This window comes from Thermoanaerobacterium butyriciformans (genome assembly GCF_017874545.1).
In the GTDB taxonomy this organism is placed as follows: Bacteria; Bacillota; Thermoanaerobacteria; order Thermoanaerobacterales; family Thermoanaerobacteraceae; genus Thermoanaerobacterium; species Thermoanaerobacterium butyriciformans.
Map to the genome: position 1 here is coordinate 13,903 of NZ_JAGGLT010000016.1, position 13,853 is coordinate 27,755.

At 33.8% G+C, this 13,853-nt stretch carries 16 protein-coding genes; 1 reads left to right on the top strand and 15 read right to left on the bottom strand.

Annotated elements, in window-relative coordinates:
• Nucleotides 1–37: 37 nt before the first annotated feature.
• From rplI to J2Z80_RS07925, 10 genes are all read right to left on the bottom strand, one after another.
• A complete protein-coding gene (gene rplI, locus J2Z80_RS07880) occupies nt 38–481 on the bottom strand; it encodes a 50S ribosomal protein L9 (protein WP_209453900.1) in 444 nt (147 codons plus the stop codon).
• Nucleotides 481–2,448, bottom strand: a complete 1,968-nt coding sequence (locus J2Z80_RS07885; protein ID WP_209453901.1) for a DHH family phosphoesterase — start codon at nt 2,446–2,448, stop codon at nt 481–483. The genes rplI and J2Z80_RS07885 overlap by 1 nt, the downstream gene beginning before the upstream one ends.
• 43 nt (nt 2,449–2,491) lie before the next feature.
• A complete protein-coding gene (locus J2Z80_RS07890) occupies nt 2,492–3,388 on the bottom strand; it encodes a YybS family protein (RefSeq protein ID WP_209453902.1) in 897 nt (298 codons plus the stop codon).
• Nucleotides 3,389–3,411: 23 nt separating this feature from the next.
• Nucleotides 3,412–3,711: a MazG-like family protein gene (locus J2Z80_RS07895; protein ID WP_209453903.1), complete on the bottom strand. Its 300-nt coding sequence runs from the start codon at nt 3,709–3,711 to the stop codon at nt 3,412–3,414.
• A gap of 59 nt (nt 3,712–3,770) precedes the next feature.
• Nucleotides 3,771–4,046, bottom strand: coding sequence for a 30S ribosomal protein S18 (gene rpsR / locus J2Z80_RS07900; RefSeq protein WP_209453904.1), 276 nt, complete (start codon nt 4,044–4,046; stop codon nt 3,771–3,773).
• A gap of 12 nt (nt 4,047–4,058) precedes the next feature.
• The gene (locus J2Z80_RS07905; protein ID WP_192403686.1) at nt 4,059–4,505 is read right to left on the bottom strand and encodes a single-stranded DNA-binding protein; all 447 of its coding nucleotides are present in this window, start codon (nt 4,503–4,505) and stop codon (nt 4,059–4,061) included.
• Nucleotides 4,506–4,528: 23 nt separating this feature from the next.
• Nucleotides 4,529–4,816 carry a 30S ribosomal protein S6 gene (gene rpsF / locus J2Z80_RS07910; RefSeq protein WP_013299131.1) on the bottom strand — a complete coding sequence of 96 codons (288 nt, stop codon included), beginning with the start codon at nt 4,814–4,816 and terminating at the stop codon, nt 4,529–4,531.
• A 65-nt stretch (nt 4,817–4,881) separates the two neighbouring features.
• Nucleotides 4,882–5,088: a DUF951 domain-containing protein gene (locus J2Z80_RS07915; RefSeq protein WP_192403688.1), complete on the bottom strand. Its 207-nt coding sequence runs from the start codon at nt 5,086–5,088 to the stop codon at nt 4,882–4,884.
• Entirely contained in the window at nt 5,072–5,950 is an 879-nt protein-coding gene (mscS, locus tag J2Z80_RS07920; protein WP_432422710.1) for a small-conductance mechanosensitive channel MscS, read from the bottom strand. The genes J2Z80_RS07915 and mscS overlap by 17 nt, the downstream gene beginning before the upstream one ends.
• Nucleotides 5,951–5,973: 23 nt before the next feature.
• Nucleotides 5,974–6,510, bottom strand: coding sequence for a CvpA family protein (locus tag J2Z80_RS07925; protein WP_209453906.1), 537 nt, complete (start codon nt 6,508–6,510; stop codon nt 5,974–5,976).
• Between the two features lie 136 nt (nt 6,511–6,646).
• On the opposite strand from J2Z80_RS07925, the gene yyaC reads away from it, so the two are divergent.
• Nucleotides 6,647–7,201 carry a spore protease YyaC gene (gene yyaC, locus J2Z80_RS07930; protein ID WP_209453907.1) on the top strand — a complete coding sequence of 185 codons (555 nt, stop codon included), beginning with the start codon at nt 6,647–6,649 and terminating at the stop codon, nt 7,199–7,201.
• A gap of 1 nt (nt 7,202) precedes the next feature.
• On the opposite strand, the gene cphA is transcribed toward yyaC, so the two are convergent.
• The 5 genes from cphA to hydE all read right to left on the bottom strand — a co-directional run bounded on the left by cphA (nt 7,203) and on the right by hydE (nt 13,852).
• Nucleotides 7,203–9,830 (bottom strand): cyanophycin synthetase, encoded by a 2,628-nt coding sequence (gene cphA, locus J2Z80_RS07935; protein WP_209453908.1) that lies wholly within the window; start codon nt 9,828–9,830, stop codon nt 7,203–7,205.
• On the bottom strand, nt 9,830–10,651 hold the full coding sequence (locus J2Z80_RS07940) for a cyanophycinase (RefSeq protein WP_209453909.1): 822 nt from the start codon (nt 10,649–10,651) through the stop codon (nt 9,830–9,832). Before J2Z80_RS07940 ends, cphA begins: the two co-directional genes overlap by 1 nt.
• A gap of 196 nt (nt 10,652–10,847) precedes the next feature.
• Nucleotides 10,848–11,351 (bottom strand): DUF4446 family protein, encoded by a 504-nt coding sequence (locus J2Z80_RS07945; protein WP_209453910.1) that lies wholly within the window; start codon nt 11,349–11,351, stop codon nt 10,848–10,850.
• Nucleotides 11,352–11,380: 29 nt separating this feature from the next.
• Nucleotides 11,381–12,529 carry an aminotransferase class V-fold PLP-dependent enzyme gene (locus J2Z80_RS07950; RefSeq protein ID WP_209453911.1) on the bottom strand — a complete coding sequence of 383 codons (1,149 nt, stop codon included), beginning with the start codon at nt 12,527–12,529 and terminating at the stop codon, nt 11,381–11,383.
• Nucleotides 12,530–12,553: 24 nt separating this feature from the next.
• Nucleotides 12,554–13,852 (bottom strand): [FeFe] hydrogenase H-cluster radical SAM maturase HydE, encoded by a 1,299-nt coding sequence (hydE, locus tag J2Z80_RS07955; RefSeq protein ID WP_209453912.1) that lies wholly within the window; start codon nt 13,850–13,852, stop codon nt 12,554–12,556.
• Nucleotide 13,853 lies beyond the last annotated feature (1 nt).

Sequence of the window (13,853 nt, forward strand, 5' to 3'; positions counted from 1 at the left end):
CCCTGTGAATTTTTAGTACCAAGACCTGCAAAAAATTTTATTCGCCTACAACCTCTACTTTTATTTTAGCCTGTATGCCGGGGTACAATTTTACATCTACATTAAATGTACCTGTTGTTTTTATTGCATCAGCAAGATTTATTTTCTTTTTGTCTATATCGTATCCTCTTTTCTTTAGCTCATCTTGTATATCCTTAGACGTTATAGAACCAAACAATTTGCCATTTTCTCCTGTCTTTACTTTAAGCTTAATTGTCTCCTGTGAGAGCTTTTTTGCTATCTCTTGTGCTGCTTCCACCTCTTTCTGCCTTTTTTTCTCCTCTGCCTTCTTCTTTTCATTAAGCACATTTATATTGGACTTCGTGGCATCTATAGCAAGCCCCCGTGGCAAAAGATAATTCCTGCCATAACCATCGCTTACATTTACTATATCGCCTGCTTTACCTATGCCCTTTACATCTTTTTGCAAAATCACTTTCATTACAATTCACCTTCCTTAAAGTATTCATCAATAGCTTTCTTCAAATCATCTATTACATTTTGAAGGGGTTTTTTAACCTGCGCACCTGCAACAGTTAAATGTCCACCGCCTCCGAGTTTTTCAAGTATTACCTGAACATTTATATCTCCTATAGACCTTCCGCTGATAGCCACGTCGTCATGCCTTTTAAATACGACAAAAGATGCCTGAACACCTTTTATGTTTAAAAGCTCGTCTGCAGCTTGAGCAGCAATCACATTGTCAGTCTCTTCAGGGCTTACAGCAATTGCTATCCCTTCTTTTGTTATTTCCGCATTTTTAACTATCGTAGATTTTATTATATACGATTTTAAATCATTTTGAAATAGCATCTTGACAGATATGGTATCTGCTCCTTTCCTCCTCAAATAAGATGCTGCCTCAAACGTCCTTACACCTGTCCTAAATGTAAAATTTTTTGTATCAACTGTTATTCCAGCAAGTAAAGCTTCTGCCTCTATCGGTTTTAAGTCTACTTTATCTTTAATATACTGGGATATCTCCGTCACAAGCTCACACGTAGAAGATGCGTACGGCTCAAGGTAAACAAGCAATGCCTTGTCTATAAACTCTTTTCCCCTTCTGTGGTGATCTATAACTATTATCCTCTCTACAAGATTTACCAATTCAGGATACGTTAAATAACTTGGTCTGTGAGCATCTACTACTATAAGCAATGTTTTCTGATTAACGACACTTTTTACATTGCCTACATCTATAAATGGATTTGCATATTCCTCGTCTCTTTCTATCTTTTCTAAGAGAGTTTCTATTGCTGGATTCGATTTATCTAAAATTATCTTAGCTTCTTTTCCAAGTGATACAGCACACCTGTACATACCAATCGCTGCACCTAAAGAATCAAAATCCATAAAATTATGTCCCATCACCAAAACATTAGAAGACTCCTCAATAAGCTCTCTTATTGCATGTGATACAACTCTGGCTTTGACTTTTGTCCTTTTTTCAACAGCTTGTGTTTTACCACCGTAAATCAAAATTTTTTCACCTTTTTTTACGACGGCTTGGTCTCCGCCTCTGCCTAAAGCTAAATCAATTGCAGACGTTGCATACTCGTTCAATTTGCTGAACTCAGGTGAATCAGCACCAACACCTATACTCAATGTTACAGGAATTTTGTTGCCTACATTTATATCTCTTATGAAGTCAAGTATTTCAAATCGATTTTCTTCTAGATTGTTAAGATCTCTCTCTTGTGTAACAAAGATGTACCTATCATTAGCATATTTAATTATATATGCATTCATAGACTGTGCCCAGATATTAAGCCTTCTTTCAATCTCTGCCGCAATAACAGGCCTATTTAAATCATCTGCAGACTGAAGTGCTTCTTCATAATTATCTACAAGTATGTAGCCTAAAACCGGTTGTAAATTGCTAAGTTTCTTTGATATTTCCATGTAATCAGTTTCGTCAAAAATGAAAATATTATAATAAGTATGATTGTCTTTAGACTTTTTTCTTTTAGGTTGAGATAATATGCTCATCATGTAATAGTATTTATTGCCTATTTTAAAATGATACTTATCATCTTTTCTTGATTTAGCATATTTTAAAATAATATTATTTATGTCTTTCTTATCTTCAAAATTTTGAGCAAAACATGAATTATACCATACTATATTTCCTTCATCGCTTATTAAAGCGACTGGTATAGGCAAAAGTGATAATACATTGCCAGACGCCTTATCAACACTAAAAAAAAGTCTTTCAATGTACTTATCAAATTCTGTCCGCTTCTTTTTTTCTCCCTTGTACTCTAAGTACAAAATGTATATCAGCAATACCATTGATGCAAAACCTATATAAATATTGTAATATAAAACTGTAATCGTCAGAACCGCTGACAAAATTGCATTAAGTAGACTTACAGAGGATATCAATTTATAAATTTTTTTATCAAACATATCCACATCCCCTTAAAACTTAGATACTAAGTTAATCAAATTTCTAAGTAAATTTTCTCAAATTCATGCTTGTATCGATTACTCCTAACAGTGTCATTAATGAAAAAGTAACAGGAAATAGAAACAATGCTAACAATATGATATTGCTGATGGCAGAACTTAAATTAAATCTCTTTGTAATGAAATATTTAACGTAAGAAAGACCGCTTATAGTAAATCCAATAGACAGAAGAAGCAAAAGATTAGACGCCACTATACTGGAATTTACAAAATACTGATATAAAAGGGCACCGATAAATATCCAACCCGTCACGTACGGCATCCTCCAAAACATAAATTGAGGCAATCTTTTTACTTTCTGATCTTTCATCATTATCTTGGACAAAAGCATATAGTTTGCCACAACAACTATAGCAATCATTATGACAAAAATCGAAGGCAGCAAAACTTTAATAGTCTCTATCATATAATTTATCATGCTTCTAATCGCAGCTTCATTGGGGGTATTTTTATAAAGTGCTAAGACCTCATTCCCAATTTGTGCATAATCATTTAAAATACTGTTTATTACATTTATACCAAATATTTTGAGAATATACAATAGCCCAACAAATCCAACTAAAGATATTACTCCAGTCTCTATTACAACATCACGAGGTGTATTCCCTTTTTTTATGAGATAACCCATTATAATTCCGATTACACTTATAACTGCAACTATTGAGGCAGTTATAATATCTGTAAATAAAAATGTAGCTATAAAAACTATAATAGTGGATAAAATCCCATATAATAAATCGCTTCTAATAGATACAATGCTTATAGGCACTGGTACAAAAAAAAGTATGAAAAAAAGCGGTGGTACATATGCACCAATTAAAACAATTATAACTGCCATAGCCACCATAATAGCTGCATTTGCAATATTTTTGCTATCCATCTCTGCGCCTCCATGTATAGATCTTACCTCTTTTTAAGATAAGCAATAAGATCTTTATAATTCTCCGAACCCTCTTCATCGATTTCTGCCAAAATAGATCTTATGCGCTTTAAAATCTCCTCGTCAATTTCTCTAAAATCATATCCTAATTTATTTCCCAACAAATACCCAGTAATTATCACATGGCATATATTATCAATCAGCTCTAGTGATATATCATCATTATTAAAATTCTTGAATATAGATGCCGTTCTATCTAAAAGCTCTACTTTTAAATTTTCTAAGCTTTTGATATTCTTCGTTATATCAAAATTATTATCCATAATATCCCACCTTATACACATGAAAAACAAGAGAGGGCTGCGCCCTCTCTATTATATCATTATTCGACTGTATATGGTAGTAGTGCAATTTGCCTTGCTCTTTTTATGGCAACTGTAAGCTGTCTTTGATGTATTGCACAGTTTCCAGTTATCCTTCTAGGCAATATCTTGCCTCTTTCTGTTATATACTTACGCAACTTACCAACTTCTTTATAATCTATATAATCTATCTTGTCGGCACAAAAAGCACAGACACGCTTTTTTGCTTTTCTGTTTTTTCTCTTTTGAGCGGAATTTTCTTTAGCATTGCTATTATTGTTATTGTTGCCTGACATACTCAACCCTCCTTAGAATGGAAGATCATCTTCTGACTCTACCGGACTAAATCCATCAAAATCGCCGCCATCCACATCGATATCAAAACTATGAATATCTTTGCCTAAATCAATCATAGGATCATTGCCACTGCTTTTGTTGGAATCCAAAAATTTAACTTCATCTGCAACAACTTCTGTAATCCAGTGGCGATTGCCGCTGTTGTCATCCCATGAACGAGTCTGGATACTTCCGGCGACAGCAACTAATCTTCCCTTTTTAAGATTATTTCCACAAATCTCTGCAAGTTTTCGCCATGTAACGATGGGTATAAAATCTGCCAACCTGTCACCATTTTGCTGAGTATAATTCCTGTTAACAGCAAGTGTAAAAGTCGTTACAGGAATCATATTTGATGACGCATATTTTAGGACAGGATCTTTTGTTAAACGGCCTATCAATACAACTTTATTTAACATTATTTAACCCACCTATCAATGAATTATTTATCAACTTTAACAATAAGATATCTCAATATACCGTCTGTTATTTTGTAAACTCTCTCAAGTTCGTGTGGGACATCTACATCACTGTTAAAGTTCATCAAAACGTAATACCCTTCACTCTTCTTATCGATTTCATAAGCAAGCTTCCTTCTGCCCCACTCATCGACATTTGTAATTTCTCCACCTTTTTCTGTTATGAGATTTTTGAACTTCTCAATTAAAGCAGGTCTTGCTTCATCATTGACATCTGGAGAAATTATAAATATTGTTTCATACGATCTCATTATTTCACCTCCTTACGGACTTTACGGCCCTATTGGGCAAGGCGGCAATCCATATTGTTATTTTATCATTGTTCATTTGGTTTTTCAACAGTTTTTATTATTTTTTTCATTCCCTTCTCAAATTTAGGTCTTGGCATCAGCACCATTCTACCGCACTTTAAACATTTTATCCTTATGTCCATACCTACTCTAAGTACCTCCCATTCGTCTCCTCCACACGGATGGAGTTTTTTCATCTTGACAATATCACCCACGTTAATCTCTTTCGGCATCACTATCACCTTTCTTATTAATATCTTTTAATACAACATCCATGTGTGGATATGGAAACTCTACACTATTATCATCAAATTCCTGCTTTATTCTATATCTTAAATCCCTCTCTACAGCCCACTGCTGCATTGGCTTCGTCTTCGCAATTATTGTGACTTCAATAGCAGAATCTTTAAAGTTGGTTATACCAAGTACTGAAGGTCCTTCTAATATATCATCTCTATCTTTTTTTACCGCATTACATATTTCATTTAATATCTTTAAAGCTTTGTCTACATCCTCTTCATAAGATATACCAATAGTTACGAGAGCTCTCATAGCACCTTTAGAATGGTTTGTTACAGACGTAATTTCGCCATTTGGAATAATATTAAGATCACCTGAAAAGTCCCTAATTTTTGTGACTCTAAGTCCGATTTCCTCCACAGTTCCTGAAAAATTGTTTATAGTAATATAGTCACCAACTCCAAATTGATCTTCAAATATTATAAAAAAACCTGTTATGACATCTTTCACAAGACTTTGTGCTCCAAATCCAACTGCAAGACTGCCTACACCAGCTACAGCCAGTATTGAACCCATTTTTAATCCTAATATCTCCAGTATAGAGTAAATTGCAACAAAGTATATGACATACCTTAAAATATTTTTTGTAAGAGAAGAAAGTGTTTTTATCTTCCTTTCAGAAAATTGTATCTTAGACTTCTCCTGCATTACATAGAATCTATCTATCAAAAGGTATCCTAATTTTTTGGCAATATATGCTATTATTACGACTTTTAAAATATCAAAAGTCGTTCCTAGCATCTTTATTTCATAAAGTTTCAGTATTTGATTATACAAATTAAGCAGATATTCCAAATCAAACATCCTTTCACTCTAAATTATAGCAAAAACATTTTAAGGACATCATTGTTATTCAAAAATAGCTTTGCAAACTGAGACTTGTCTATATATGCCCAATAACTTAGTGGTAACATATTGTTTATAACTTTAAACAAACTGAATATGAAAAAAACAAATGCAAATCCTTCTACCATGCCTAAAAGTCCACCAGCTATTTTGTTAAAAATCCTTATAAACGGATAATTCAATAATTTGTTGAGTATCACTGCAAAGATTTTTAAAAATAATGTAAAGAACAAAAATATCAAAACTATGCTAATCAAATCTACAAACGACTTTATAGATGTAACATTAAAGACTACATTTTTTAAAGAACCTGCCAATTTCAATACAAAATCCAACAATTTTACATTCCCCATTATATACTGTGATACAATTGGATAAAACTTCACAGTCAAAATCCATGATATTACAATATTTGCTAATCCGTAAAGTGTCATAATAAAACCACTTATAAAACCAGAGTATATAAAATATGAAATTATCAAAACTATTAGAACATCAACAATATTCATAAAAACCACCTTAAAACACCTAATATTATAATACACATTTATGTGTCTGTTTTCAACCAATACTTAATTACAGTGTATTAACGGAACGAAACTTGTGAAAAATAATTATAGAAATACGCTTTAAGGAGATGGCATAGTGAAATTAATCAACATAAATGATAAAACGTGTTACAGTGATTTTAGTTTGGAATTTTCAAGATGTTTTAATAGATTGTTTAACTTTAAGGATGACTTTGTCGTTGTCTGTATTGGAACAGACAGATCCACTGGTGACAGTCTTGGACCAATAGTTGGATATAAACTGAAAAATTTCTTTTCAGATAGAATCGGTATTTATGGAACATTAAGCGAACCTGTCCATGCAAAAAATATAAATGAAACCTTATACAATATTAAAAAAGTACATAAAAATCCTTTTATTATAGCTGTAGATGCATGTCTTGGTTCACTAAATCATGTAGGCTGTATATCTATAGGTGAAGGTGCTATAAAACCCGGTGCTGGTGTTTCAAAAGATTTACCTCCTATAGGAAATATGTATGTGACAGGTATAGTAAATATTTCTGGATTTATGGAATTTATGGTACTACAAAACACAAGGCTCAATGTTGTAATGAAGATGGCAGATATAATAACATATGGCATAACGAAATCTATAATAGAATTGAAAAATCGCAAAGAAAGGGCATAATTCAAGCCCTTTCTTTGCTTTCATCTATATCAAACTGACTTATTTTTATAAAATTGTTTATGGCATCTACTACAGGCGCATATTTTTCATAGAATATCACAATCAAATCTCCCGGTTGTGCTTCGTACATAGCGGTCTTTAACGCATCTACTTCTTTTAAAATCACATTTACGTCTTCTTTACCGAGTCCACCCTTTAGTGCGCCTATTTCCAGAAGTTTTGCTATTTCACCTGGCTTTCGTCCTCTTAAATCTAAATCCTCTTTTATATAAACTTTATCAAATCCTTCTCCGCAGATTTCACCTATCTTCAATGTGCTTGAATCACTTCTGTCACCCGGCACACCAATTACTCCAAGCAAGCGATTAGGATTCAGCTTTCGAGCCGATTCTATTACCTTTCTTATACCGTCTATATTATGGCCATAATCCACAAGGACTCGGAAACTTCCTACATTGAAAATATTAAATCTACCTGGATTGTGATTTTCATCGCAATAAAATGATTTGATTCCCTTTGAAATCACATTCACTGGAATCTTGATGCCGTACGATGCGGCAATTGCTGCCATGGCATTTTCTACATTGTACAAGACTTTGCCGTTTAGCGTAGCTGGAATCTCATCAATTTTTGCAACAGGTACTATTTCACCATTTGCGATTACTATCGTATCATTTTTTACGTATACAGAAATACCACCTTCTTCTAAATGCCTTTTTATAGTAAGGTTATTCTCATGCATTGAAAAATATATGATTTTTCCTTTTGCCCTTTTAGAAATATACGGTGTCATAGGATCATCAGCATTTAAGACTGAGTACCCATCTTTTTTTACAGCTTCCACCACTAAAGATTTTACAAATGCTAGATCTTCTAATGTTTCAATACCATCTATGCCAAGGTGGTCTTCTGAAATATTCGTAATTATGCCTACATCAGCCAAATCGTATCCTAAACCTTCCCTTACAATGCCACCTCTTGCTGTTTCCAACACAGCCGCATCAATATTTTTATCCGCAAGACATGTCCTGGCACTTTTAGGTCCTGAATTATCACCTTTATATATACATACATCATCAACATAAATCCCATCTGTAGACGTCATTCCAACCGTATAACCATACGTCCTCAATATTTGAGATATCATTCTCACTGTCGTCGTTTTCCCATTGGTACCAGTAACTGATATAATTGGTATTGTAGCTTTGCTCCCTTTTGGATAAAGCATATTTATAATCGCTTTTGCGACATCTCTTGATTTACCCTTAGACGGGTAGTGATGCATCCTTATGCCTGGAGCCGCATTAACTTCAATTATAGCGCCATTGCCTCTGTTTAAAGGCATAGAAATATTTTCCATAGTAATATCAATTCCTGCAATATCCAAGCCAATGGCCTTTGCAGCTCTCACTGCTATTTCTATATTATCAGGATGTATTTCTTTCGTCCTATCAATTGCTGTACCACCAGTGCTTAAGTTTGCACTTTCGCGAAAATATACGTATACACCTTTTGGAGGAATATCATCAATTTGGTATCCTTGCTTTTTTAACACAAATTGTGAAATATTGTCTATGTTTATTTTTGTAAGAGGTTTCTCATGCCCAACACCTCTTAGAGGATTTCTATTTTCAATCTCTACTAGCTCCTTAATTGTATGTATTCCATCACTTAAGACTCTAGCAGGTATTCTTTCCGATACTGCAACAACTCTATCACCAATCACAAGAACTCTGTAATTTTTCCCCTTAATATGTCTTTCAACTATAACTAAATCACTTATGTTTTTTGCATTTCTATAAGCGACGATTAATTCCTCTTTATTTAATAGATTCAAAAAAACACCTTTCCCTTGATTGCCATTATATGGTTTAACTACAACTGGGTAGCCAATTTCCTCAGCTATGGCTATTGCATCATTTTCATTATATGCAACATCTCCTTCAGGTACTGGCAGCCCGTATTCTCTAATAATGTTTTTGGTCAGAATCTTATCACAGGCTATATCTACAGCAATGCAGCTAGTATTCTGGGTTATAGTTCCTTCTATCATCTTTTGATAGCGTCCATAACCTAGTCTCAATATGCTGCCATTTCCAACCCTTGTTACAGGAATTGACGCTTCTTCTGCAGCTTTCTTTATAGCCATAGTACTGGGCCCCAGCTCAACTTCCACAACAATCTTTCTTATTTGCTCTAATTCTTTCTCAAAGTTGAAATCCTCTCCACTTATAAATTTATTGACCATCTCAACCGCTAATTTAGCTGATCTTATTGCACATTCTTCTAATTCATATTCAAATATTACATTGTAAAGATGTCCTTCAATCAATCTAGCTTTCCCATATTTCACATCATACCCAAGTATATTTTGAATTTCCAATATTATATGCTCTGTAACATGTGGAAGATATGTACCTTCATCAAGTCTCTTTAAAAAACCACCTTCATAACCGTACGAACAACAATGTTTGTTTAAACTAGGAATTGTTCTTATAAGCCTTTCATTAAATCCCGGTATATCTTTTGTTGGTATATCATAATCACCTGTATCCACAATCATCTTTACAACAGGTCTATGGCAGTATATGTTTCTGCCACGATATACCCTTATATCCTTTATAACCATTATATATCCTCCTTGTTATATTTAAAAGGCTCTCTTAGCATAATATCAAAACCATACCCTGATGGGAGTATATGTAGTGTCACATGTGTTAATGATAATATCTCATCAGGGCTAGACTCTGACACATTGGTATTTTTCAATGTCCTACCGTCGACTACAGTTACTGCATTCGAGCCAATAACTCTAAATTTATTTCCATCGACTACTATAGCGGTATCTTCATCAATTCCTACTCCAAGATTTTCTGGGTTTTCAGCTATCGCAGTAAGCAGCCTTCCAATTCTTCCTCTTTGTGCAAAATGCTGGTCTATTATCACGTCATTTAAAAGTCCCAATCCTGGAGCCATGTTTATTGTACATTTCCTTGGAGACTCCTCATCATTGCCACCTATTATCATCGTTGTGGACATAACAGATGCTCCTGCACTTGTCCCAACTATTAAAATACCTTTCTGTTTATTTAATTCATTTAAAAGTTTGTCAATACCACTTCCTCCAAGTATACTTGTAATCCTCAGCTGATCTCCGCCTGTAAAGAAAATACATGTGCTGTTTCTTAGTCTTTCTTCAACAATTTCGTTTTTTGCATCATCTCTCGAATCTATATTTACAGTTTCAACAGTTCCAGCTCCTAACCTCTTAAAAATTTCTACATAATTTTTACCTACCTCTTCTGGCTTTTCTGTTGCAGTAGTCATTATGACTATTCTGCTATTTTCACCACCAGATAGTTTTATCACTTCTTTTAAGATTATGCATTTGTCTTTTTTATCTTCTGCACCACCTATGATTAAAAGCTTTCCTCTGTTTATTCCATCCATCTATACGCCTCCAGGTCGGTTCTTATTGTGTGAAATGAAAAATCAAAAAACTTCAGACATATATAGTATGGCTGAAGTTTTTTGTTAATATACTTTTTATTTAATTTGTACATATTTTTACAGAATTCCTCTCTACGTTCAATACTATGTTGTTAAAAAGCAGAACTTCCCCATCAACACACATTGCTACTTATACTCACCTTTGACCCTTCCTCGCTTTGTCTATTGCCTGAATCTCCTCTGCCGATAAAGGATAATTTGACTGTGCTTTAACTATTGGCTTTGCAAATGTAGCTGTTTCATTTCTGCCATATATTCCTGACAAGACTATTCCATTGTCTTCACTGTCTAAAAGAGCTATTGAAAAGCTCAAGTCAGATCCCACATCATTAAACGCATTATACCTTACAATACCAACTTTCTTTATAGAAGCCTTCATTTCACTATCTATCATGCTTAACTCTTTCCTAAACCTTTCAAGCTTTTCGTTAAATTCTTCATTTTTACTTATGTTCTTTGTTAAAAGCTCAATTACATCTCCGGTTTCCAATTCTTTTATAAGCTTCTTATACTGTTTCTTTAATTTTGTGTATCTAGAATTAATTATAATAACTACTATGAAATCAAATAACCCAAGAACAATGGCAAATAAAATAAATAAACTCATGTTTTTATTAAATATCATCATCAGTTCTTGCATACTTTCTCCTCCGAATTTCATAAATTTCCTTAAGTCAGCGCTTGTTTTGCTATGGTGTACAATGCATCTACAGCTTTATCTACTTCATCTTCGGTATTAAAATACCCTATTCCAAATCTGACTGTACCTGTCTTAAGTGTGCCTATCGTCTGATGAGCCAGTGATGAGCAATGAAGACCAGATCTTGTAGCTATATCAAAAGCTTTATCCAGAATGTAGCTGACTTCCCCAGAATCTATATCTTTGATATTTATAGATATAACTCCAACTCTCATTTCTTCATCGCTATTCCCATACAATATAAGGTTTGGTATATCTTTTACACCGTCAATGAACCTTTTTGTCAACTTCCTTTCATGTTTTAATATATTTTCTACACCTATGCTTCTAATATATTTCACACCTTCTTTTAGACCTGCAATACCAGGTGTGTTTGGTGTTCCACTCTCAAGCATGTCTGGCATCATATCAGGTTGATGGATATTTTCTGAATTGCTGCCTGTTCCACCTTCCTTTATCGTTTTAAGTTTTATCGTATCCCTTACATATAGTCCCCCTGTGCCTTGTGGCCCAAGGAGAGATTTATGGCCGGGAAACGCCAATAAATCAATATTGTCTCTTTCTACATCAATAGGATAACTTCCAGCAGTTTGTGCAGCATCAACCAGGAAATACACGCCCATTTCCCGGGCAATACTACCTATTTCCCTTATAGGCATCAATGTGCCAGTCACATTCGATGCGTGTATCATAGCAATCAATTTCGTATTTTTCTTAATAGCTTTTCTTACATCATCAACATCAATATTTCCCTTCTGATCGCATTTCACTATTGTCAAATCAATATAATTGCTGTCTCTTAAAGCTATCAGTGGTCTTATCATTGAGTTATGCTCCATGCTTGATGTTATCACATGATCGCCTTCATTTAAAATGCCTTTTAATGCGATATTTAAAGAATCTGTAGTATTAAGCGTAAAAATTACTCTCATAGGATCATTTATATTAAAAAGCTGGCACAACTCCTGCCTTGCCTCTAATATATGCTTTCCAGAGTCTATTGCTAATCTATGACTTCCTCTACCTGGATTTCCACAATACCTCATTACCCTGTCAATCTCATCGTAAACTGATTCTGGCTTAGGATATGATGTAGCTGCATTATCAAAATAAATCAATTATAACCCTCCCATCAATTAATTTTATTCACTATCTTTAATGTATTCTAAGTTAATATAAGGAGGCATTTTCCTTCCAGCTTTAATAACTGCTCTATATGCCGTCTGTAAATCTACCATGTTTTTATTGCTGTATATCTTATACCTGCTTCTGTACTTAGAAGGTGTAGAAATCAACATAATTGTATTTGCACCTGCCATTAAAGCCTTAACTTGTGCATCTTTATCAATAGTTGCCAATGCAGTTGTAGCAGGTATAAAAACATTTTTTAAAACAAGCCTCGTTGCCGCAACTGTCTTTAACGTCATCTCAACATCTCCATGTGGATATGTCTCCAATGGTGTGCCTGTAGCCGGTACAAATGGTCCAATACCTACCATGTGGATTCCCATATCTTTAAAAAACAATATATCTTTCGCTATATCTCTTGCTGTTTGTCCAGGAAGTCCTATAATATTGCCATTACCATTTACATATCCGTTCTCCCTTAGCCACTCAGAACATTTAACGCGATAATCAAAATCATCATCAGGATGTATATTTTTAAATATTTCCCTGTTGGTAGTTTCTATTTTCAACAAAAAATTATTTGCCCCAGCTTCCCTAAAATGCTTGTATTCTTCATAACTTCTTTCACCAATACTTAACGTTATGCGCATATTAGTCTCTTTCTTAATTTTCTTAATAATTTCAATTATCTTATTTTCTGTATACCACGGATCTTCACCTGATTGAAGAATAACTGTCCTTATACCCATCTTTTTTAATTCTTTTGCAGTTTGGATTATCTCATCTATGTCCATCCTATATCGCTCAACAGATAAATTATCTCTCCTTAACCCACAATAAAAACAATTCTTTCTGCAAATATTTGAAAATTCTATTGCTGCCCTTATATCAACAATATCACCTACAACTGCCTTTCGCATCTCATCCGCAGCTTTAAATATAGAATTTAAGTTCTTATCACCACTGGAACTTAGTATGACAACTATGTCGTCTTCTGTTAGCTCTATTCCATTTTCTACTTTTTTCAAGACATTTATTAAATCATCATTTAAGTCTTCTTTAATTTTATCAATAATTCCTTCAAGTTTACGTATTTTATAAGGGTATATCCCTTTCAATGATATAGAATTATCTTTAAGGAGTTTTTTTGCTACATCAACATTATATGCATTAATTTTTATTGCGGTACTGCACACAGAACCATACTCTGATGGAGCAGGAATCAATTCAGTCTTAATATCATTTTGCTTTAATATTTTATCTGCATTCAGCATATGCTGCGTCGAATTACAAATTATTATATAGTGTTCCATA